At 55.2% G+C, this 21,218-nt stretch carries 19 protein-coding genes; 7 read left to right on the top strand and 12 right to left on the bottom strand.

The annotated features are described in order from the left end of the window. Positions 1-80: 80 nt before the first annotated feature. From CULFRC11_RS10205 to CULFRC11_RS10230, 6 genes are all read right to left on the bottom strand, one after another. Positions 81-1,178, bottom strand: a complete 1,098-nt coding sequence (locus CULFRC11_RS10205) for a glycerophosphodiester phosphodiesterase (RefSeq protein WP_023636473.1) — start codon at positions 1,176-1,178, stop codon at positions 81-83. Between the two features lie 74 nt (positions 1,179-1,252). Further along, positions 1,253-2,623, bottom strand: a complete 1,371-nt coding sequence (locus CULFRC11_RS10210) for an MFS transporter (protein ID WP_014526379.1) — start codon at positions 2,621-2,623, stop codon at positions 1,253-1,255. A 384-nt stretch (positions 2,624-3,007) separates the two neighbouring features. Next, complete coding sequence (gene glf / locus CULFRC11_RS10215; protein ID WP_031270688.1) at positions 3,008-4,204, bottom strand: UDP-galactopyranose mutase; 1,197 nt, start codon at positions 4,202-4,204, stop codon at positions 3,008-3,010. 103 nt (positions 4,205-4,307) lie between these two features. Continuing rightward, positions 4,308-5,084, bottom strand: a complete 777-nt coding sequence (locus tag CULFRC11_RS10220; RefSeq protein ID WP_038620863.1) for an ABC transporter ATP-binding protein — start codon at positions 5,082-5,084, stop codon at positions 4,308-4,310. 1 nt (position 5,085) lies between these two features. Next, a complete protein-coding gene (locus tag CULFRC11_RS10225; protein WP_023636475.1) occupies positions 5,086-6,120 on the bottom strand; it encodes a FecCD family ABC transporter permease in 1,035 nt (344 codons plus the stop codon). 11 nt (positions 6,121-6,131) lie between these two features. Next, the gene (locus CULFRC11_RS10230; RefSeq protein ID WP_023636476.1) at positions 6,132-7,145 is read right to left on the bottom strand and encodes an ABC transporter substrate-binding protein; all 1,014 of its coding nucleotides are present in this window, start codon (positions 7,143-7,145) and stop codon (positions 6,132-6,134) included. Between the two features lie 472 nt (positions 7,146-7,617). Here CULFRC11_RS10230 and CULFRC11_RS10235 point away from each other — a divergent pair, with 472 nt between their 5' ends. Then, complete coding sequence (locus tag CULFRC11_RS10235) at positions 7,618-9,639, top strand: N-acetylmuramoyl-L-alanine amidase (protein ID WP_023636477.1); 2,022 nt, start codon at positions 7,618-7,620, stop codon at positions 9,637-9,639. Between the two features lie 75 nt (positions 9,640-9,714). Here CULFRC11_RS10235 and CULFRC11_RS10240 read toward each other — a convergent pair whose 3' ends face one another. The 3 genes from CULFRC11_RS10240 to serS all read right to left on the bottom strand — a co-directional run bounded on the left by CULFRC11_RS10240 (position 9,715) and on the right by serS (position 12,825). Continuing rightward, positions 9,715-10,551, bottom strand: coding sequence for a Cof-type HAD-IIB family hydrolase (locus CULFRC11_RS10240; RefSeq protein ID WP_031270692.1), 837 nt, complete (start codon positions 10,549-10,551; stop codon positions 9,715-9,717). Between the two features lie 147 nt (positions 10,552-10,698). Next, positions 10,699-11,547, bottom strand: coding sequence for a lysophospholipid acyltransferase family protein (locus tag CULFRC11_RS10245; RefSeq protein WP_023636479.1), 849 nt, complete (start codon positions 11,545-11,547; stop codon positions 10,699-10,701). A gap of 18 nt (positions 11,548-11,565) precedes the next feature. Further along, positions 11,566-12,825, bottom strand: a complete 1,260-nt coding sequence (serS, locus tag CULFRC11_RS10250; RefSeq protein ID WP_014836910.1) for a serine--tRNA ligase — start codon at positions 12,823-12,825, stop codon at positions 11,566-11,568. Between the two features lie 64 nt (positions 12,826-12,889). Here serS and CULFRC11_RS10255 point away from each other — a divergent pair, with 64 nt between their 5' ends. The 3 genes from CULFRC11_RS10255 to CULFRC11_RS10265 are packed head-to-tail and all read left to right on the top strand — an operon-like array spanning position 12,890 to position 15,044. Next, positions 12,890-13,663 (top strand): GntR family transcriptional regulator, encoded by a 774-nt coding sequence (locus CULFRC11_RS10255; RefSeq protein ID WP_013912551.1) that lies wholly within the window; start codon positions 12,890-12,892, stop codon positions 13,661-13,663. A gap of 20 nt (positions 13,664-13,683) precedes the next feature. Next, entirely contained in the window at positions 13,684-14,697 is a 1,014-nt protein-coding gene (locus CULFRC11_RS10260; RefSeq protein ID WP_023636480.1) for a septum formation family protein, read from the top strand. Then, on the top strand, positions 14,697-15,044 hold the full coding sequence (locus CULFRC11_RS10265; RefSeq protein ID WP_023636481.1) for a metallopeptidase family protein: 348 nt from the start codon (positions 14,697-14,699) through the stop codon (positions 15,042-15,044). Before CULFRC11_RS10260 ends, CULFRC11_RS10265 begins: the two co-directional genes overlap by 1 nt. A gap of 100 nt (positions 15,045-15,144) precedes the next feature. Here CULFRC11_RS10265 and CULFRC11_RS10270 read toward each other — a convergent pair whose 3' ends face one another. Both CULFRC11_RS10270 and pheA read right to left on the bottom strand, forming a co-directional pair. After that, positions 15,145-15,810: a histidine phosphatase family protein gene (locus CULFRC11_RS10270; RefSeq protein ID WP_023636482.1), complete on the bottom strand. Its 666-nt coding sequence runs from the start codon at positions 15,808-15,810 to the stop codon at positions 15,145-15,147. Positions 15,811-15,813: 3 nt separating this feature from the next. Next, positions 15,814-16,737, bottom strand: coding sequence for a prephenate dehydratase (gene pheA, locus CULFRC11_RS10275; RefSeq protein WP_023636483.1), 924 nt, complete (start codon positions 16,735-16,737; stop codon positions 15,814-15,816). Between the two features lie 35 nt (positions 16,738-16,772). Here pheA and CULFRC11_RS10280 point away from each other — a divergent pair, with 35 nt between their 5' ends. From CULFRC11_RS10280 to CULFRC11_RS10290, 3 genes are read left to right on the top strand one after another with little or no spacing between them, the layout of a single operon-like run. Beyond that, entirely contained in the window at positions 16,773-17,921 is a 1,149-nt protein-coding gene (locus tag CULFRC11_RS10280; RefSeq protein ID WP_023636484.1) for an amidase, read from the top strand. Then, complete coding sequence (locus CULFRC11_RS10285) at positions 17,918-18,679, top strand: CPBP family intramembrane glutamic endopeptidase (protein ID WP_023636485.1); 762 nt, start codon at positions 17,918-17,920, stop codon at positions 18,677-18,679. Before CULFRC11_RS10280 ends, CULFRC11_RS10285 begins: the two co-directional genes overlap by 4 nt. Before the next feature lie 50 nt (positions 18,680-18,729). Beyond that, positions 18,730-20,010 carry an LCP family protein gene (locus tag CULFRC11_RS10290; RefSeq protein WP_052096435.1) on the top strand — a complete coding sequence of 427 codons (1,281 nt, stop codon included), beginning with the start codon at positions 18,730-18,732 and terminating at the stop codon, positions 20,008-20,010. A gap of 102 nt (positions 20,011-20,112) precedes the next feature. Here CULFRC11_RS10290 and CULFRC11_RS10295 read toward each other — a convergent pair whose 3' ends face one another. Continuing rightward, positions 20,113-21,216, bottom strand: a complete 1,104-nt coding sequence (locus tag CULFRC11_RS10295) for a hypothetical protein (RefSeq protein WP_023636486.1) — start codon at positions 21,214-21,216, stop codon at positions 20,113-20,115. Positions 21,217-21,218 lie beyond the last annotated feature (2 nt).

A 21,218-nucleotide genomic window follows, 5' to 3' on the forward strand; every position in this document is an offset into this window, starting at 1 on the left:
AAAAACGACAATAATCGCTCATCCAACGCACAAAAGAAGGCGTACTCCGAGTTGGAGCACGCCTTCAAATGACCTCTCACCTATTTCGCCGGATACTTCGCAGGAAGATCGAGTTTCATTTCTTCTGCGAGTTCACGCAAGGTGGTGGGATAGTCAGTAATGATGCCGTCGATACCAGCTTCAATCTGGGATTTCATCGTAGCTTTGTCATTGACTGTCCATGGAACCACTTTAAGCCCCAGATCATGGGCCTTCTTCACATACTCAGGAGTAGTTACGGGCTTATAGTCTGCATCTGCGACAGTCTTACCGTATGGGACTGCGTAGCCGGGACTTACTATGTCTGCGCCGAGTTTCTTTACTGCTTCGAGCGCGTCGCCATTGACGGACTTGTAGTCGATGTCGCCGAGCCATGGGGAACCCTCAAGCCATGTGGTTTCATCGTAAAGCGCTACGGTACGGATCTTGGGATTGTGTTTCTTTGCCAACGGAAGTGAGCGCCAATCAAAGCTTTGGAGCATTACTTTGTCTGTCACGCCGGCTTTATCTGAGGCGTTGAGGATGGCGTCGACAAATTCTTGTGGGCTGGCCGACTTCTCCGGATGGTCCGCCTCAATTTTGGTTTCGATGTTGTACATCACATCTGCACCACGCTCTTGAGTGAGCTGGAAGACCCTTTCCAACCGGATCATCTGATTATCTTTAGCTGGTTCCGCGTTGGGGAATTTATCCAACTTTTTGTCGCAGCGCAGAGTGCTCAGCTGATCCCAGGTGAGGTCATGGAGCAACTTGCCCACATACGGAAACTGCGGGTCATTGGGGGTGGCAGGCTCAGTGTCGCGGCATTTCTCTTCCTGGACATCCGGGTCATGCCAGACCACGGGAACCCCATCCTTGGACATCACAATGTCAAATTCCAGAGTGCTTACGCCAAGCGAAAGCGCGTGTTCAAAAGCAGTAAGCGACTCCTCAGTATGCTCCCCGCGCCCGCCCCGATGTGCTTGCATATCTAGGTGTTTAACCACTGGGTTTACCACGGCCGATTCCTTTGTCGCCGCAGCAGAGCTACTCGACGCCCCCTTATCAGATTCCTGCGACGTACCACACGCTGTGAGAACTAAAGCTCCTGAAAGCACAAGCGCACTTGCAGACTTTGTGTATTTTCCAACTAAACGCATTATTACGGTTCCTCCAAATAAATAGCGGCAGATGGGTAGTGAAAAAGCGGGCCCGGTGGGACCCGCTTTAGTGGTTAAGCACGCGACTGTGCTTTTTCATTGTGGCTGCGCATAAGCTCACGCTCATCGCGTCCGACCACGGCGAAGAGAATCACGGTAACAACGGAGAACGCTACGAACACAATGAAGGTAACGTCCCAACCGTAGTGCTGCACGAGGAAGCCCACACCACTTGATGCCAGGGTGGCTCCCAGCAAGTAGCCGAACAAGCCGGTGAAGCCTGCCGCGGTGCCCGCAACGTTGTGCGGGGAGAGGTCGATGGCCTGCAGACCGATCAACATCACCGGGCCGTAAATCAAGCCGCCGATAAGGCCAACCAGCAAAATCAGCATCCACATCGGCGCCCCCACAGGAAGCTGCCAGTACACGAATATGCACACAGCTACGAGAACTGTAAACAGCATGCCGACGCCCGAACGATATCCCTTGAAGATCTTGTCGGACATCCAACCGCAGAGGATTGTTCCCAGGATGCCGGCAAGCTCAAAGGCGGCAAAGCCGGTAAGGCCCGCGCCGATTTCTGCATGGTGCTTCTCGTGCAGGAACACAGTGATCCAGTTGAGAACGCCATAGCGCAGGGCATAGACAAAGACGTTTGCTACGGCGAGCATCACAATGGTGCGGTTGGTCAACACATGCTTGCGGATGCGCTGGAAAGTGGTCAAGCCGTCTTGAAGATCAACTTCCACTTTCGCTGGATCATCGCGGTATTCCTCGATAGGCGGCAGACCCTGCGACTGTGGCGTATCCCTGATCAAAATGAAGCCAAGAGCTGCTACGATCAGCGCCACCAGCGCCGGAAGCCAGAAAGCTATCTGCCAGGTATTGCTCATGTGCGCTAGACCGATACCAACAAGGAACGGCAACGCGGCACCGCCGACGTTGTGCGCTGTATTCCACAAAGAGGTCTTCCAGCCGCGCTCATTAGTTGAGTACCAATAAACGAGCACACGTCCTGCTGGTGGCCACCCCATGCCCTGCACCCAGCCATTGATAAACATCACGATGGCAAAAACTGCCACGGAGGCCGAGAACCACGGAACAAATGCAACGCCCAGGTTAACCACCGCAGACAGTGCCAACCCCAAAGGCATAAAATACCGAGCATTGGATTGGTCCGAGATCATCGCCGAGAAGAACTTGGACAGGCCATAGGCAAAAAGAACGGCATTAGCAATAAGACCAATGCCTACTTTGTCAATGCCAGTGTCGCTTATCAGCAGTGGCGCGATAAGCGAGATGTTGTTGCGAATCAGGTAAAAACCCGCATACCCGATGAAAATACCCATAAAGACCTGCAACCGCAGGCGTGGGTAAAGCCGCGCAACCTCCTCCTCACTACGACGAGGTGCCGCAGGAGGCGCAGCTAACCATCCAAGGTTCATTTCTGTTCCTTTCACGCGAGGTTGGTAGCGCATGACAATGCTTGAGCTACTCGACGCCCGCCAGTACATGAGGGAATGCAAAGCATAGGATTACCATCCATATTAGCTAGCGACGGGGGGTGTTTTTCCTAAAAAATCCCACAATATCCACAAACCTTTTGCCTAGTTAGTGAGATTTTCCCAGGCTTACAATCATTTCCTACTGCACCGTAGGTAACTGCACACAGTAAGAATGTGAAAAATTTCTCATCCAGATTGGAGCGTCTCGTGACACAATCCCCCCACGGTTGTGTCACTTGGGGTTGTGCACGTGGGCAAGCAGAAAAAGGGGCCGTAAAGATACAGAATTCACTGCGTCTTTACGGCCCTGATTTTTACGGTCGTTTAGTGTCCGCGCTCTTGCTCGATCGGTTGCCCCTCGTTGAAATAAGGAACGAGTTTGTTATCAAACATGCTCAGAGCAGCACCAATGGCCATGTGCATATCCAGGTACTGGTAGGTTCCTAGGCGCCCACCAAACAGGACCTTGTTATCCCGTGCTTCCACTGCAGCTAGTTTGCGATATGCCTCAAGCTTTGCCCGGTCCTCAGGAGTGTTGATCGGGTAATAAGGCTCGTCGCCTTCCTCGGCAAAGCGAGAGAATTCCTTCATAATCACGGTTTTGTCTGAAGGATACTGTTTAGCACGCTCTGGGTGGAAGTGACGGAACTCGTGGATGCGGGTGTAAGGGAACTCAGCATCGTTGTAGTTCATCACCGGTGTGCCTTGGAAATCACCAGTTTCTAGAACTTCGGTCTCAAAATCGAGGGTGCGCCAGCCCAGATCGCCTTCCGCGAAATCAAAGTAGCGATCCAGTGGCCCCGTGTAAACCACGGGCGCATCGGGGCTTGCAGCACGAATCTCATCGCGGACTTCAAACCAATCCGTGTCCAGAAGGATCTCGATGTTCTCGCTGTCTGCCATGCGCTCCAACCATGCGGCATAACCGTCGACAGGCAGACCCTCGTAATCATCGTTGAAGTAGCGGTTGTCAAAGGTATAGCGGACAGGCAAACGAGTGATGTTTCCGGCAGGAAGTTCCTTGGGATCCGTCTGCCACTGCTTCGCCGTGTAATCGCGGATAAACGCCTCATAGAGCGGACGACCAATGAGGGAAATCGCCTTCTCTTCCAGGTTCGCTGCTTTATCAGAATCGATCTCAGAAGCCTGCTCGGCAATCAACGCGCGAGCTTCGTCTGGCGAGTAGTACTTGCCAAAGAACTGGTTGATCAAACCCAAACCCATGGGGAACTGGTATGCGGTGCCCTTGTGCATGGCAAACACGCGGTGCTGGTAGCCGGTGAAATCCGTGAATTGATTGACGTACTCCCACACGCGCTTGTTAGAAGTGTGGAAGAGATGTGCACCGTATTTGTGGATCTCGATGCCAGTCTCAGGTTCAGCTTCAGAATAGGCGTTTCCACCCATGTGACTGCGGCGTTCAACAATGAGCACCTTTTTGTTGAGCTGGCTAGCGGCGCGCTCTGCGATGGTGAGACCAAAGAGACCTGAGCCTACGACAATGAGATCAAATTCCTTCATGATGCAAAAGCCTATCGGAGTTTTGCACATTATGAACATCCGGGTTACTTGTTTAAGCGCACATGAATCTCATAACAGCTAACTCCAAATATAAAGCCGCAGCTTAGGGCGATTCTTCTAGACGAAAGCATGGTCTTCGCGGAATCACGGCCGGAGTCCCGCCAATAGAGGTCACGTCTACAGTGGCCTCATAGATATTTTCTATAGTTTCTTCGGTCAGCACTTCCGCCGGTGTTCCGTGCGCGACTATTCGACCTTGATCCAGCAACGCCACCTCGTCGCTGTACTCCGCTGCCAACGTCAGATCATGCATGGCTGCAACGACGGTAAGCCGTCGGGTGATGCGGAGCGCGTCGACAAGCTCAAGAACTTCTTGAGCATGTCCAATGTCCAGGGCTGACGTGGGTTCGTCGAGAAGCAAGACAGCAGGCTCTTGCACTAAAGCACGCGCTAAGGCCACCCGCTGCAGCTCCCCTCCCGATAACTCAGTCACACACGAAGTCACAAAGGACTCCAGATCGAGGTCACGAATAGTGTGCTCTATCAGCTCATTGTTGCTGGTGCGATGAGGATAACGACCAAGTTTGATGTAGTCGATCACGCCCATCCCCTCAGGGAACGTGGGGTGTTGTGGCATAAGAGCTACCGTGCGTGCCCATTCTTTCCGGTTCCGGCCTCGCACAGACGCACCATCCACGTACACGTCACCCGATGCTTGCCGACGCACCCCCGCGATCACGCTCAGCAACGTCGATTTTCCGCACCCGTTAGGCCCAACGAGGGACAACCATCGTCCTGTTGAACACGACACACTCACGTGTTCCAAGGCCGCCCACTGCGCCCTGGCATAAGAAAAACTGAGGTTGCGTACGTCAAGCATGCTACGACCTTCCGCGACGATGGCGGTGGAGTACGACAAGGAAGAAAGGCGCTCCGACGAAAGCCGTGACCACGCCCACTGGCAGTTCTGCCGGGGCCATCGCGGTTCTCCCCGCGGTATCAGCGGCAAGAAGAAAAATACCTCCCCAGATCACACTGACCGGGATAAGACGCCGGTGGGCTGGTCCCACCACCAAGCGAACCGCATGCGGAACAATAATTCCCACAAACCCGATGAGACCGGATACTGCGACAACCACAGAAGTTCCCAGCGTGGCCACTCCTACCAGCATTAACCGTGCGCGTTGCGGGTGCACGCCCAATGCTGCTGCTTCCTCATCGCCCAAAGTCATCACGTCGAGCAGACGAACACTCAAGCACAGCAGTACCACGCATGCCGCCACGGGCAGTATCACCAATCCCACCGTTAACCAGCCAGCTGTATTAAGGCTTCCCAGCATCCACGCGTAGATACGTTGAATGGTGTCTATGTTGCGCTGCTGCACAAAAGTCTGCGCCGCAGACGCACATGCCGCCACTGCTACTCCTGCGAGAACAACGGTCGTAGCGTCGCTCGACGTTGCCTGGCCGCCCACCACGCCAGCGCAAACGCACGTCACAGCAACCGCAGCTACGCCACCTATAAAAGCCGCACCAATGATTCCCGCGCCACCAAGACTAAAGCCTATGGTGGCCCCAAAGACCACCGCCAGAGTGACTCCAAGGCCCGCACCAGCGCTTACTCCCAAAAGATAGGGATCTGCGAGGGGATTATGAAACACCGCCTGGTATGCAGCACCCGCTATAGAAAGCATGGCTCCCACGATCACGGCCAGCACGATTCTGGGCAACCGAACGTTGAGCACTATCGCACGATGACGTTCGCTCAACACGTGCCCGCCAAGAAGCTCGCGGAGAACGTCGTCAGGCCCGATGCCGACCGCGCCCACAAGAGCCGCGGCGATAACCACGCATCCCAGCACGATCATGCTCAACACTATGATCACTGGAAATAGCGTTACGTTTCGCTCTCTCATGGGCTAGGACGCTAGTGGACCGTCGACGATGCAGGCTCATGGGCACGTGCTTCCTGCGGAAGCGCCACGAGCTGTTCTGCAATCTGCTTGACCAACAACGGCAACCGAGTGCCCCAACGAGCAGCCAGATCCTGGTCGAGCTGCACTATCGCACCATGCTTTATAGCCTTGATTGTGTTCCAACCAGGCCGGGCAGCCAGCTCCTGCGGAGTGATCTTTTCCGATCCTTGGTTGGCTTGGAAGATAACGTCCGGATTGGCGTCGATAACAGCCTCGTTTGTGAGCTGCGGGTAGTCCTTTGCGCCTGACGCGATGGACTTCATACCGAAGAGTGCATAGACCTGACCGATAAACGAGCTATCGGCCGCCGCGTAAAGCTTGCTGCTGATCTCGTGATAATAAGAGAGATGGGCACTCGTAATGGACTCTGGCACGGTCTTCACCGCTGCCTCAATATCGGACTGCATCTCCGAAACCCGCAGGGTAGCGTCTGCAATATGGCCAGTAGCTGCCCCTAGCCTTTCAATCTGTGAGTACGCATCATCGATTTTCTTTGCAGCAGGCAGCACCAACACGGGGATCTTTGCCGCGTTTAGCCCAGCCACAAAGGTGTCGTCTTCCCGCGAGACCACCACAAGATCCGGGTCGTGGGATACTACTGCCTCAAGGTTGGGCTTAAATCCTGATAGCCCTTCCACGATAGGGGTTCCCGCTGGATAAGTGGAGTGTTTATCTACCGCAACCACACGCTCTCCAGCGCCGATCGCATAGAGAACTTCAGTGGCCGTCGGCGACAAACTCACAATCCTTGTGGGTTCTTGTTCCAGGGTGACGCTCTCGCCTTCGCCGGAAACTCCTGATTTCACAGTGACGGGAAAATTCTGCGATGCATCCGCATTGTGTGTGTTGTTCGATGCGGTTCCGCCGTCGTTAGAACCGCAGCCAACTAATGCTGCTGCAGCGATAGCAATGCCACAAAGGGCACTTCCTATAGTGCGAGCTAACGAGTTCTTGCGTGACATCATTATGGACGTGCTGCCTTCTTTTTCTTTTGGGGTACGTGAAGCTATCTCCGTACCCGAGGGACTTCCTTTTATGAGATAGGGACGTGACTACCGTGCCCTATCGGGCAGGCCTAGCGCCGGCAATGTGCTGGGGTTCACGATATGGGTCACACATGAAAGAAAAATCATTTTTACCCGCCACTAGCTGCTGTTTTATCGCTTTAGTTAGGAGCTATTTTTTGAGTTCCCGTGAAGTTTTCCACAATAAAAGCTTCGGAATACGGCGCATTTCATTCGGGTTTTGTCTAGCCATTTGTTCAGTCCAGGCAGCGCATATGACTCTCTTTTTTGCACAATTCCTTGATAAAAATTCCGCCACACCTATCACAAGTGTTCCAACTTTCACATAAGTGCACTAGAGTGAACAGGGATTTTGCATTTTCTCAACAGTTCGCAATATTCCCAGACGCACCTCATTAGGGAGTTCACTATCGTGCAGCAACGACGTCGCCTAGTCCCCACACCGACTCGGCCAGTCACTGCCATCGTCTCCGCAGTGGCACTTTTGGCCTCCGCAGTCGTTGGCATTGGCGCCAACCAGATCTTGCATACCGATAACACCGGTATCGACCCCATCGAAGCCAGCGTAAGCACAGACAGCCTCGCCTCTGGCCAGAGTGTCACCGTTAACGACGCAGCCATTTCCGCCCAAGGCGAAACAGGCGCCCGCACCGTCAAGCAGTTCCACCGCGACCAGCCATTCTCCCAGTTTGCGATCACATGGAACGGCGAAAAGGACATCGCAGCTTTCGTCCGCGCTCAGCGTGCCGACGGAACCTGGTCCGAGTGGTACGACACCGAGCCGCTCGATTACGGCGCAGGCGACACAGAAAAACGCGGCACCGACCTGATCTACATCGAGCCAACCAATACGATCCAAGTCTCTATGTCCGGTGTGGATATCACCGGCGGCGCTCCAGCAACACCACCGAATGCCGAGGCGGCACCTCAGCCGGCGGCCGAGCAACCAGCAGCAGATGCCCAGCCAGCGGCTCCCGTTGAGAACCCAGAAGTGCATGGCATGGCGCCTTTGCCCTCCAACTTTGGTGACATCAAACCCGTAGCAGAGACAACAAATATCACGGCTACCAATGATGTCTCAGAATTCGATGTCGTCTTTATCGAGGGCGGCGAATCTCAACTGCCAGAAAACGGCATCCAAATGACCGCCGATTCCGATGGCATGCCCCGCGTTATTTCCCGTAAGGGCTGGGGCGCTAATGAGTCCATCCGATGCCAACAGCCAAGCTACTTTGACGGCGTCAAAGGCATTACGATTCACCACACCGCGGGCTCCAACAACTACACCGAGTCGCAAGCACCCGGAATTGTCCGAGGCATCTACCAGTACCACGCTCAGACCTTGGGATGGTGCGACGTGGGATACCAGTCACTAGCGGACAAGTACGGCAACCTGTATGAGGGACGCTACGGTGGACTTAACCGCAACGTATGGGGTGCTCACGCTGGCGGATTCAACGAAAATACCTGGGCTATCTCCATGCTGGGTAACTACGACACCGCTCCTACGACACCGGCAATGATCAAATCTGTCGGAGAGCTCGCAGGTTGGCGCTCAGCCGTCGCAGGCATCGACCCCACCGGCTCCGGAACGCATTACTCCGAGGGAACCAGCTACACCCCTTACCCCAAGGGCCAAGCTGTAAATCTGCCGAATATCTTCGCTCACCGCGACGTTGGTAACACCGCATGCCCAGGCCAGCACGCCTACGCTCAAATGGGCAACATCCGAACAACCGCCAAGCAGAAGTACGATTCCATCAAAAGAGGCACCGCTCAATCTGGCGGAATACAAAACACCCCACCACGTGGGGATGCACCGGCACCTCATCATCCAGCACCCGCTCAGCCGAATGCTCAAATCGCAAACATCGCCGAGCTAGTAAACAAATTAGCTGGATCGTCGATGCCTAAGGATCTTAATTCTGCTGTGGCCGCAGGCGGTTCCTTGTTGCTCCTCGCTGCAACCATTGCCTCCACCCAAGGACTCATCCCTGGAAACCTGGGCACCATAGGCAATGTACCGGTGATCAACGGATTGAAGCTTTCACAAATCCCGCCGATCATCACTCGCGTGGTTGACCTGCTCAGCAACTCTCAGATCACGCGTGCATGGAATGACATTAAAACTGTCTTTGGCCCGGTATTAGGCAATCCCCGCTCCGGCGTGGCAACCTATGCTTCCAAGACCGGCGAAGAGGTTGAATACGCCCTCTTTGACAACGGCATCATTGTCTCCACCCCGTCTACCGGCACAAACGCCCTGTGGGGTGCGATCGGCGATGCGTGGGCTCAACAGGGCTTCGACGCCGGCCCTCTGGGTCTTCCCACCGGAACGCAGTACCAGTCTGGCGAGGAATACCGCGTAGATTTCCAGCACGGTTACATCACGTTCAACCCAGCTACCGGAGCAGTAAATATTCACACAAACTAGTGCTCCAGGTGCGTCTTAAAGAAAATGCTTAACGACGGGGACAAGCTACTCACAGCTTGTCCCCGTCGTTTTCTTCTAGAACCAACGTTGAAGGATCCTTGCCACACCAGCATCATTGTTGCTCGTGGTTATCTCATCTGCGACCTGCTTAAGCGCCTCGTGAGCGTTGCCCATAGCCACACCGTGCCCTGCCCACTGCAACATTTCCACGTCATTAGGCATATCACCAAAGGCCACTGCATCCGCGGGGTCCACACCCAGCAGCTCAGCCAGGTCCTGCAGCCCCGCCGCTTTGTTCACGCCTGGCGCAGAAACTTCTAAAAGCCCATGGTCAATAGAAAAGGTGACATGCGCTAGTTCTTCGGGGATAGCTGGCACAGCCAGCGCGTACATTTCGTTGGCGGTGAGGGCGTCGTTACGCAAAAGAAGCTTCATAGCAGGGCGCGACAAGAGTTCATTCTCTGTCTCCATCCCGTGCTCATCGCTCTCCCACGCATGGACATAGCCCGGTGTCACCGCGAACAGTTCCGCAGGGTGGTCAAAGGCAGAAGCCCCCGAACGTTCAACGGCAATTCCACAATCAAGATTTTCCCTCACTGCGCTGACCACAGTACGCAGAACCTCGGGGCTGAGCGTATGCGCGCGCAGAACACGATCGCTCGCCGAATCATAAAGAACAGCGCCATTGGCACATACGCAAATAGGTCGAACGCTCAGCTGATCCAACACATGGTAAATCCACCGTGGAGGACGCCCAGTAGCCAAAGCAAAGAAGACTCCCTGAGCCCCGGCGCGCTCAACAACCTCGCGTAGCTCCGGCGACACCCGCTCCCGAGAATCGAGGAACGTTCCGTCTACGTCGCTCACGATGAGCTTGGGTTCCCACGTCACAATGCGGTCCTCCGGTTCCAGGGGAAAGTGAATACGTCATCTATCATTGTCCCGTCCTGACGTGACAAATGTCTAGGGCGGAGACGCCCACGGGGGCAGCATAAAGATGACGCCCACGACGGTAGCGTCGATAAGCTACTGCCATGGGCGTCAAGCGCTAAAAACCTCTTATTTCTGTTTCTTAGCCTTTTTCTCAGCGCGAATACGGCGCTGTTCTGCGTCGATACGTTCAGCTTCTTCCACGGTAGGCGCAGAACCTCCCATGGACGCAGGACGCCATGACTCACCGCCGGCAAAGGGCCCATAGGCCTTTTCATATTCCGTGCGTACTCCGTCGAGTAGCTCGATCATCGCTTCGCGGAGGCGTTGCGTAGCTTCTTCTACGGTGCCTTCGAGCGACACTGGTTCACCGATCCGAATCCACACGGGAATGTGGCTGCGCCCGATGTCACGCTTCAGCCCCTTAGTCCATACGCGTTGACTACCCCAGACCGCGACGGGGATGAGGGGGGCGTCCGCTTGCTGAGCGATACGCACGGCACCGCTCTTTAGCTCTTTGACCTCAAAACTCCGAGAGATCGTGGCCTCTGGGAAAATGCCCACAAGTTGCCCTTGTTGAAGATGCTTAATTGCCTCATCAAGAGCCCCTGCACCTGCAGCACGGTTAACCGGAATGTGCTTCATCATCCGCACCAGTGTGCCCACTACAGGTACATCGAAGATTTCCTTCTTAGCCATGAATCGGGTCAGTCGCCCACCACGAAGATTGGCTGCAGCGCCGCTAAAGATGAAGTCGTAATAGCCTGTGTGATTGATCGCCAACAGCGCCGATCCCTGAGCTGGAACATTTTCCGAGCCCTCTACCGTAAGTTCGATAGCTTGGGCGCGAAGAAGGCCTTTTACCAGCCTTGCCACGATTCGGCCGTAAAACCACTCGCGGCTTTCTGGATGCCTCGGGACCTTATGCAAGCCCTTTGGCACCCAGCAAATGCCCTGCTTTTCCCATCCGGTGTTCATGGTTTACCCAAATACCTCTTACTTGATTGGCTCCAAGACATCTTTACCCACGAATGGGCGTAGAGCTTCAGGAACGATGACTGAGCCATCTGCTTGCTGGTTGTTCTCAAGGATCGCAACCAACCAACGTGTGGTGGCGAGGGTTCCGTTAAGGGTGGCGCACGTCTGGGCTTTCCCGGACTCGTCACGATAACGAGTCTGAAGGCGTCGTGCCTGGAACGTGGTGCAGTTTGAGGTAGATGTCAGCTCACGGTAGGTGTTCTGGGTAGGGATCCATGCTTCTGTATCAAACTTACGGGCCGCAGAAGAGCCTAGGTCTCCGCCGGCGACGTCGATAACGCGGTAAGGAACCTCCACGGCTGCGAGCATGTCGCGTTCCATCTTAAGGAGCGCTTGGTGCTGCTCGACGGCATCTTCTGGCTTGCAGAAAACGAACATCTCAAGCTTGTCAAACTGGTGAACACGCAGGATACCGCGGGTATCTTTGCCATAAGAGCCGGCCTCACGACGGAAGCAGGAAGACCAACCAGCGTACTTAATCGGACCTTTATTGAGGTCAATGATTTCATCCTTGTGGTAGCCAGCCAAGGCCACCTCAGAGGTTCCGACTAGATAAAGGTCATCGCGCTCAAGGTAGTAAATCTCATCGGAGTGAGCGCCCAAGAAGCCGGTTCCCTGCATGATCTCGGGTCGTACCAACACTGGTGGAATCATCAGCTGGAAGCCGTTGTCGCGGGCCTTCTGAGCAGCAAGGTTGAGCATCCCCAGCTGCAAGAATGCACCATCGCCGGTGAGGTAGTAGAAACGCGCACCGCCTACCTTAGTGCCGCGCTTGGTGTCGATCAGCCCCAGGGACTCGCCAAGTTCCAGGTGATCCTTGGGCTCAAAGTCAAAGGTGCGAGGCTCACCAACGTGCTCCAAAACAATGAAGTCATCTTCTCCACCAGCAGGGGCGTCGGTGACCACATTGCTAAAGAGCATTTGGAGCTCGTCTACCTTTGACTCTGCGGCAGACTGCGCTTCCTCAGCTTCTTTTACCTTTGCCTTCAACTCATTCGAGCCTTCAAGCAGGGCGGCGCGCTCTTCCGGAGCGGCCTGGCCAATTTTCTTGCCAAAAGCCTTGTGCTCGGAACGTAGCTCATCTGCAACCTGGATTGCAGCACGTCGTTCTTCATCAGCGACCAGAAGTTTGTCTACCAATTCAGGGTCTTCGCCGCGGATACGCTGGGATTCGCGGACAATATCGGGGTTCTCGCGGAGGAATTTCAGATCAATCACACATCCGACCTTACCGCCTTCCATTAACTAGTAGGTCACAACATGACCAAAATCATGGCTGGTTATGACCAGCACGGCTACACTGATACCTATGGTCGACACTCGATTGGGGTTGCCCGCCAGAACCCTAACTGACGGAACCAGCACGCCAAAGCATCAACAGCTCAGGGAAATACTTGAAGAACTCTGCCGAACCGAGCTCAAACCTGGCGACATGCTGCCTGGTGAGCGCGTTTTAGAAGAGGCCTATGGAGTAAGCAGAATCACCGTAAGACGTGCCATCGGCGACCTCGTAGCCACCGGCCAGCTCCGCCGTAGCCGAGGCAAAGGCACCTTTGTGGCGCAATCTCCTATGGTCACTCGTCTACAACTCGCTTCTTTTACAGATGAGATGTCTGCGCGGCGTATTGAGCCTTCCAGCAAGATTTTGGCGTCCGCTTGGTCCGCCCCCAATTCTGTGGTTCAAGAGTTCTTCCGTACGGACGCCACTACGCCGCATACCCACCTCGTGCGTCTCCGCCTAGGAAATGGCAAACCTTTCTGCCTCAACGACGCATGGTACAACTCAAACTTCGCGCCAGATTTACTAGAAAACGACGTGTATAAGTCCGTTTATCAGATTCTGGAAAATTCTTACAACATTTCCATTACCGGCGCGGAACAAATCACCACGGCGGTCGCCGCGACAGCTGAGACAGCCCGAATTCTCGACGTTGAAGTGGGAGAACCCCTCCTCAAAGTTGAGCGTCATGCCAGTGCAGGCAACCATCCCATCGAGTGGTGTTCCTCCCTTTACCGCACAGATAGATTTGCGTTGCGGACCTTTATTTCAAAGTAAGTAAGTAGACTGAGGTCACTATGACTCAATCTTGGCGCAGTGCTACAGCAGTTCGTATCCTGCTTGTCGGAGCTTTGGTCTCCACAGCAGGCGTCGGCGCGTACTCTTTTTCTTCCCAGAATGAGGGCTCGTCCAAGCAGTCTCAGTCACGTCCTTCCTCTGACAGCAAAGCGTCTGCAGCGTCTTTTACCACTGCTGACTCGGGGTCATGCCTTACATGGAAAGACGGCGCGGGAAAGATCACTAACTTTGAGCAGGCCGACTGCGCAGGCGAGCACCGCTTTGAGGTCTCTTCCCGCGAAGACCTCCGGGCTTACCCGGCATCTGAGTTTGGCGACGAAGCCCCCATGCCAGATCTCACCCGCCAAGCTCAGCTGCGTGAGGAGTTATGCCTTAACCCCACGATCCAGTACTTGAAAGGCACCTTCGACCAGATGGGCAAGTATTCGGTTGCCTCGATCTTGCCGCCGCAAGATGCCTGGTCAAAGGGCGATAGAACCTTGCTCTGCGGCATTCAGGCAACTGATGACAAAGGCACTCTTATCCCGACGTCTGGCCGCGCCGCTGAGCAAGACCAATCCCGCATATTCCGCCCCAATGAATGCGTGCTTGTCGACGCCGCCAGCGCCACCCGAGTCGTCGATTGCGGTGCCGAACACCAGCTAGAAATCACCTCCATCGTAGATTTGCAGCCGGTCTTCCCCGAGGGAACCCCCTCCCTTGAGCAACAAGATAAACATCTCCAGCAGGTGTGTACTCAAGCGGCTCAGGACTATTTAGGAGGTGACGACCCTCTCTACTTCTCCACGCTACAGCCCTTCTGGACTACCCTCCCCGAAAACTCGTGGGCGGGCGGCTCCCGCAGTGTTAACTGCGCGCTGGTCTTTGGGCAGGATCGTAAATTTGCCACACTCGCCGGCAGCGCTAAAACCGGTTTCACTATTAACGGTCAGCCCCCGGCTTCCCGTCCGGTACGTGCACCTATCGTGAATCCAGAGGCTCTCATTGGCCCTCACCCAGAACCGGCACGCTAATGATTCAGATCAGCGATGAGCACTTTGAAGAACTCGTAGACCAAGCGTTATCTGCTATCCCCGAGTCCATCACTGAACACATCACCAACCTTGCCATCCTCATCGAAGACTATGCCGAGGACTCCCCCTATATCCTCGGCCTCTACCACGGTGTGGCACTCACCGAGCGCAGTTTTGATCACGCCGGGTTCCTCCCCGACACCATCACTATTTATAAAGAAGCCCTCAAAAAGTACTGTTCCTCCGAAGAAGAACTCGTAGAACAGGTTCGCATCACCGTTATGCACGAGATCGGCCACTATTTTGGGCTCGAAGAAGAAGATCTGCATCGATTGGGCTATGCCTAGACCGGTCTAGCCGGGCCTAGCCTGCATTTCCATAGACATACGCATGATGAGGAGGCCTCTGAGCGGCTAACGTCTATGGAAATGCAGGCTCATCCTTACTTCATGGCTGATCCAGAGGCGTGCTGCCCCACATCTCGCAATGCCATTGACCAAATTCTCCTCGAGGTTCAAGGATCATAAGAGAGGTATTCCCCACGTAAGTGTCCCGAGCCACGCGTTCAGGCACGTCGGAAGAATATCGAGTAGCAATACGGATCGCAGCCCCGTGGCTCACCGCGAGATAGTCTTTTCCTGTTTCCCGGCATAACGTCGCAAGGCTTTCTAGGGGCGGACGCATCCGGGTAATCACCTCATGCGCAGTTTCCCCTTCCGGCATTGCGGCGTGAAGGTCCCCGCTCATCCAGGCGTCGAGAGCACGGATATATGCCTCATGGGCCTCAGGGGCTGAGCTTCCTTCTAAAGCCCCTGAAAAGACTTCTCGCAGATGAGGGTCTACGTCGATGGGATAGGTATCCGCCGGAAGTCCCAAGGTTTTCTCATACGCTTTCACCACGGCAACAGCCGTCTGCTGAGTGCGGATTGCGACAGAAGACACCACCCCGCCAAGATTCTGGGTGATATGGGCCAAATGCACGCCCGCTTCTGCGGCTTGGAGCCGGCCCAGAACAGTCAGTTCCGCCCCTGGTGGCCGCGTATCAAATATGCGGGCAGCGTTAGCAAAAGTGCGCGCATGGCGCATCAGAATAATTCGGCCCATGGTTCCCATCCTCTAGAGACGTCCTTCTCTGATGCTGTTTACCCACCTAGCAGCTTGATCTATGAGTTCAGTATCAGCGGCGAGGGCAACTTCCCTCGGATTTGCTTGGTGTGCAGGCCAGGATCCTAGGAACTGGAGTACGGAGCAACGCAGGTAGAGGGCGCGCAATGCTTCTGCGACTGGGGCGTCGTCGATATGCCCGTTGACGTCCACATGGAAACGGTAATAGCCAAGGCCACTTTCAATGGGACGAGATTCTATGCGTGATAGGTCGACTCCTCGCAGCGCAAATTCGGAGAGCGCTGCTACCAAGCTCCCTGGCTCGTTTTTCAGGATAAACATGATCGCCGTGCGGTCTGTTCCGGTTCGTGGAGTTGATCGCGCAGGTTGCCCAATCAGAACAAAGCGGGTGCGAGCGCCGGCCACATCGGCAACGTTATCGCTGATCACGGAGAGACCATAAACCTCGGCTGCGCGTAACGGAGCGGCGGCAAGATCTGCTTTTCCTTCGGCCACCAACTGCGCAGCTGCAGCGTTGGAGGTAGCAGCTACAAATTCTGCTTGCGGAGCATGCCGCGCAAGCCAACCTTTGACCTGCTGGTAGGCCACGGGATGCGTGGCTATGGTCTGTGCGGTGGCGGGGTCTGTGCCCTCAAGGCTCATGATGGCAAAGGCGATGGGGAGGTCGATTTCTTCAAAAATCTGCACGTTGTCGGCCACTGCGAGCGCGTCAAAGGTGGGGGTCACAGCACCGTCGACGGAATTTTCTATGGCTACGCATGCGTATTCTGCTTCACCGGCACGAACCGCATCCACGGCCTCGCGCGGACTGCGCATAGGAATCGCCCGAACATCCACAAAATCCTGCCGCTCTGCGAGTTTCCATAGCGCGGCCTCGGTGAATGTGCCCTCAGGGCCTAAATAGGCGATCTTCATGAGCGCTAGTTTATCTGCCTAGTAGTGTGTTCGTCATGGCAATTCATGAGCGAATCGACGCACTCGCAACGCAGGTCGCCGGCTTGTCCGCGCAAGAGCATGGCTTCGCTCATTTTGATGCTGATGCGGCACATCGTCAGGCAGACATGCGCGCGTCCCTACCACCGCAGCGGCTCTCCGGGTGGATCATACCGGCCAAGGACCTCTCCGATGTGGCCGGCATGCCTACCAGTTATGGCTCAATCCATCGCAGAGTTATGGCGACGGAAACAGACCCTTTTATAGCCAGATACATGGCGCGGGGTGCGATAGTCCCTGGTAAATCGCTGGTTCCAGAGCTGGGACTCACTGCGTACACAGAACCTGTGGGATTAGCTGCCCCAGTTTTTCATGGTCATACGCCCGGTGGTTCTTCAGGAGGTGCTGCGGTAATGGTCGCTCGTGGATTGGTGCGAGCCGCTCATGCTTCTGATGGTGGTGGTTCGATCCGCGTTCCGGCGGCGTGCACCGGGATCGTGGGCTTCAAGCCACCCCACGATGCGTCGCGAGCCAACCCGGTGACACAGGGATTCCTCACCCGTACGCTTGCCGACGCCGCCTACCTCCACAACATCCGTCCACTACAACGCCCGTTGCGCATTGGCGTGCTCACGCAACCTGTCCATGCAGAGGTAGATGTTGCACCTCATATTCTTGCCGCAGTAGAGGACGCCGCCGCGCTGCTGTCCGCTGCTGGCCATACGGTAAGCGCAGTGAGCAGACCTTATGGCGACGAGCCGTTTGCGGCTTTTCATGACATTCTGGCGCTAAAATCTACAAAAATTCATGGGCCGGCGTCTCCGATCGTGGAGTGGCTACGCGATTGCGGGCGCCGCGTGTCCCCATCCCGGAAGGCGGAGGCCATGCGGACTTTCGTGGGCGTCGACAAGCTTCTGCGCGATGCTTGGGACATCGACGTCGTACTCACCCCCACTCTGGCGTTTGATCCACCACCCGTGGGGCATTTCTCCGCGATGGCGCCGGAGGACGATTTTGCAGCACAGACTCGTTGGACCCCGTGGGGAACGATGTTCAACATGTCTGGGGGCGCCGCGTTATCGGTGCCGCACCGTGGGGTGGGAATTCAGCTCGGCGCCATCCGCGCGACCGTGTCAGAGCTTTTTGGCGTGGCGGAGGCATTATGAGTCGCCGCATTCACGTAGAGATCTGGTTGGTTCTTGCTATCACGTTCGGCATGTCCGGATTGCGTTCGCTTTTAAGGCTTATCGACGCCACCCTCTCCCCCATAGCCCTCAACGAGCAGAGCACCACTCTCAATTCTTCCCGGGCAGATTCCCCCTGGCTCGACCTCGCGCTGCAGCTGTGCGGCGCAGGAACTCTCATCGCGTGGGGGTTGCTTTCCTTATTCCTCCTAGCCATCAACGCCCCTGAACACCGCATTCCTGGCCCGCTGCTTCGACTCGCGTCTGCAAAGGCGTGGCTCACAGAGGTCGGCTGGGGCGCTGTGCTCGCACTTGCTATCGGAGTACCCGGCCTGGCTTTCTACGTCACAGCGGTACATCTGGGACTATCCAAGCAGGTTATTCCGAGTTCGCTCGATATATGGTGGGCGATTCCCATTTTGCTGCTTTATTCGTTTGCCAACGCCTTTGCAGAGGAAATCGTGGTAGTCGGATGGCTGAGCACGCGACTGCAACAACTCGGCAAATCGACCGGCTTTATCCTCCTGGCGTCCTCCTTATTGCGCGGCTCTTATCATCTCTACCAGGGCTTTTCCGCAGGAGTCGGCAATATGATTATGGGGTTCCTCTTCACGTGGTTCTATCTCAGATGGCGCCCACGACACGTCTGGCCGCTCATCGTCGGGCACTTCCTTATTGACGCCGTCGCCTTTGTCGGTTACTCCCTCATCGGTGGAAATCTGCAGTTCTTGGGCCTTTAAATCTGCGATGAGTTAGCCGCAATCGGCTTTGGCTTACTACGCTTATTCTCATGAACCCACAGGAGCCACAGGCAGGACACGGATCGCGTGACGAGTTCATGCGCGACTCCCAAGGAAATCCCCTGCTCGATCGCTACGGGCGCCCCGTACGCCGCCGAGGTAGGAGCGCACCGCAACGACGGCCGCGTCGTAACGCTCAGGCTCCCCAGCCGGAGGCAACGCGTTTCGACGCCCCCGCGCAACCGCAGCGCCCCCAGCAATACTTCCCGTCGGAGCACGAACAACAGCAGCTGCGGCAGCAACAGCTATCCCAAGGCTACGCCGACCCCCGTGGACACCAATCCCAGAATTTCCAACCCAACCGCCACTTTGAACGCCACCAGGCCGCTATCCAGCAGCCCAAAGCACCCCGACGCCGCCGGCGGATTCTGCGCCCGCGTGGCTGTCTGTCCAGCTTAACGTGGCTGGTTGTCATCGTTATGGTCCTCAGTGTCGCCGGCACGCTCTGGATGGATACCAAGCTCAACCGCACCGATGCCCGCCCCGCGAACCGCATCGCTAACACTGCTGGAACAAACTGGTTACTCGTCGGCTCAGATTCCCGCACAGGACTCAGCGAAGCCGATGCCCAACGACTAGGCACCGGTGGCGACCTCGGCTCCATGCGAACCGACACCATCATGCTGCTCCACATACCCACCAGCGGCAAAGCAACTCTGCTGTCCCTCCCCCGCGACTCCTACGTCAGTATTCCTGGGTATGGAATGGATAAAATCAATGCGGCTTTCACCTATGGTGGCGCACCGCTGCTCACCCAAACTGTCGAAGGAGCCACCGGACTGCGCGTGGACCACTACGCAGAAATCGGCATGGGCGGATTGGCCAACGTTGTTGATGCGGTTGGTGGCATCGAAGTCTGCCCGGCAGAACCCATCACAGACCCCCTAGCGGCACTTTCCATTAATGCTGGATGCCAAAAAGTCAACGGCCCGACGGCCCTCGGATATGTCCGCACGCGTGCTACTCCCTTAGGCGATCTTGATCGTGTGCAACGCCAACGAGAATTTTTCGCCGCACTGGTCAATAAACTCACATCCACCAGCACCTTTGCCAATCCATTCCGGTTCTTCCCCACCATAACCAGCGTGGCAGGAAGCTTCACCGTGGGCAGCAATGACCACGTCTGGCACCTCTTCCGCGTCGCCCTAGCGATGCGTGAAGGAGTAGACACCGTCACTGTCCCCTACTCAGGTTTTGCCAACTACGACGTAGGAAGCGTGGTCCTGTGGGACGAAGCAGCAGCTGAACAGCTATTCTCCTCTTTGCGATAATCATCGCCCCACGCATAATGCCGTTGTGACTGTTCTAATCACAACGGCATTGCTGCTTTTACAGCATCCTAGTGAACCTTTGGCTCAGGTTTTGGGGTGCCTTTAACGAGGCAAGAACGGCAACAGTATATGCACCAAACCAGCAAGCAAGCCCACGCCACCCAAAGACACAATCGCCTTCAACCATGCAGGCCACGTGGTGGGAGACCAAGAAATCTGCGGTGACTTAGCAGGCGGAACCTTATCCTGATCCTTCGTCTCAGGAGCCTTATTCTCTGTATCTACCTTGGGCTTATCCGACTCTGCTTTAGGCTTCTCTGCGTCTGCTTTAGGCTTCTCGGGAGCCGGCTTCGCATCTTCTTTTTCTTTGGGTGCCTCTGGCTTTTCCTGAGGCTTTGGTGCCGGAATATCAGAGCCACCGTGCTTTTTAAGAAGCTTTTCTTGATTTTCCGCACCTGAGGATTCAGCCTCTTCAGCCATTTTTTCTTTTTCAGAACTGCCTAGATCCGCTTTATAGGTCTTCAATCCTTTTTCATCACTATCCAAATGATGTTGCTCTAGAAGCGGCGTGACAAAACGCTCCTCAACACCCCAGTCGGCTATTGAGAACGCATTCCTTTCATTCTCATCCATTTTTTCAGCCTTGACTACTTCTTCTAATCGATAGAGACCGTCATTAGCTATCTTGTGCGTATTTGAGTATTTGTCTCTATTGGGGTCAGATTCTTTAAAAGAAAGATCCCAATATTTGCTCTTGACCTTTTTCAGCAACGGGATAGCTTTCTTTGTGGTCTCTAGATCAATACCAACTTTAGAGATATCAAGGGCACGTGCGTCAGCATCACCTTCCACCTGCAAAATAGCCAGTGTTACTCGGGCTTTAGCCACATAACAAGCTCTCTCAGATTCTTCATGAGCTGTTCGTTGCGCCTGAGTACCAGGATATTTCTCAAATTTTTGTTCACCAGTTGCAGTGTGATAAACGTGTCGCAACTTAGCTACAGAGACATAAGAATTAAGCATAGGAAGATACTGCTGCGCGTCAGTAGCAGGCTCAATATAATACTTCCCCGGCATCGCATCGTGCGTCTGTGCACTAGCCACCGCAGTGACTAATGGCGACGTCGCTGCCAGCGAAGATGCAGTGAACACAGAAGCTGTGGCCAAAGCGCTGATGGTGAGAGAAAGTATGCGGTTGTTTTTCATGT

This window comes from Corynebacterium ulcerans, from assembly GCF_000767685.1.
In the GTDB taxonomy this organism is placed as follows: Bacteria; Actinomycetota; Actinomycetes; order Mycobacteriales; family Mycobacteriaceae; genus Corynebacterium; species Corynebacterium ulcerans.

What these genes read in the sequence shown, in the direction of transcription:
- CULFRC11_RS10205 (WP_023636473.1), bottom strand. Translation starts at nt 1,178, where the DNA reads ATGCGTTTAGTTGGAAAATACACAAAGTCTGCAAGTGCGCTTGTGCTT.
- CULFRC11_RS10210 (WP_014526379.1), bottom strand. Translation starts at nt 2,623, where the DNA reads ATGAACCTTGGATGGTTAGCTGCGCCTCCTGCGGCACCTCGTCGTAGT.
- glf (WP_031270688.1), bottom strand. Translation starts at nt 4,204, where the DNA reads ATGAAGGAATTTGATCTCATTGTCGTAGGCTCAGGTCTCTTTGGTCTC.
- CULFRC11_RS10220 (WP_038620863.1), bottom strand. Translation starts at nt 5,084, where the DNA reads ATGCTTGACGTACGCAACCTCAGTTTTTCTTATGCCAGGGCGCAGTGG.
- CULFRC11_RS10225 (WP_023636475.1), bottom strand. Translation starts at nt 6,120, where the DNA reads ATGAGAGAGCGAAACGTAACGCTATTTCCAGTGATCATAGTGTTGAGC.
- CULFRC11_RS10230 (WP_023636476.1), bottom strand. Translation starts at nt 7,145, where the DNA reads ATGATGTCACGCAAGAACTCGTTAGCTCGCACTATAGGAAGTGCCCTT.
- CULFRC11_RS10245 (WP_023636479.1), bottom strand. Translation starts at nt 11,547, where the DNA reads ATGAACACCGGATGGGAAAAGCAGGGCATTTGCTGGGTGCCAAAGGGC.
- CULFRC11_RS10255 (WP_013912551.1), top strand. Translation starts at nt 12,890, where the DNA reads ATGACCAGCACGGCTACACTGATACCTATGGTCGACACTCGATTGGGG.
- CULFRC11_RS10260 (WP_023636480.1), top strand. Translation starts at nt 13,684, where the DNA reads ATGACTCAATCTTGGCGCAGTGCTACAGCAGTTCGTATCCTGCTTGTC.
- CULFRC11_RS10265 (WP_023636481.1), top strand. Translation starts at nt 14,697, where the DNA reads ATGATTCAGATCAGCGATGAGCACTTTGAAGAACTCGTAGACCAAGCG.
- CULFRC11_RS10270 (WP_023636482.1), bottom strand. Translation starts at nt 15,810, where the DNA reads ATGGGAACCATGGGCCGAATTATTCTGATGCGCCATGCGCGCACTTTT.
- pheA (WP_023636483.1), bottom strand. Translation starts at nt 16,737, where the DNA reads ATGAAGATCGCCTATTTAGGCCCTGAGGGCACATTCACCGAGGCCGCG.
- CULFRC11_RS10280 (WP_023636484.1), top strand. Translation starts at nt 16,773, where the DNA reads ATGGCAATTCATGAGCGAATCGACGCACTCGCAACGCAGGTCGCCGGC.
- CULFRC11_RS10285 (WP_023636485.1), top strand. Translation starts at nt 17,918, where the DNA reads ATGAGTCGCCGCATTCACGTAGAGATCTGGTTGGTTCTTGCTATCACG.
- CULFRC11_RS10290 (WP_052096435.1), top strand. Translation starts at nt 18,730, where the DNA reads ATGAACCCACAGGAGCCACAGGCAGGACACGGATCGCGTGACGAGTTC.
- CULFRC11_RS10295 (WP_023636486.1), bottom strand. Translation starts at nt 21,216, where the DNA reads ATGAAAAACAACCGCATACTTTCTCTCACCATCAGCGCTTTGGCCACA.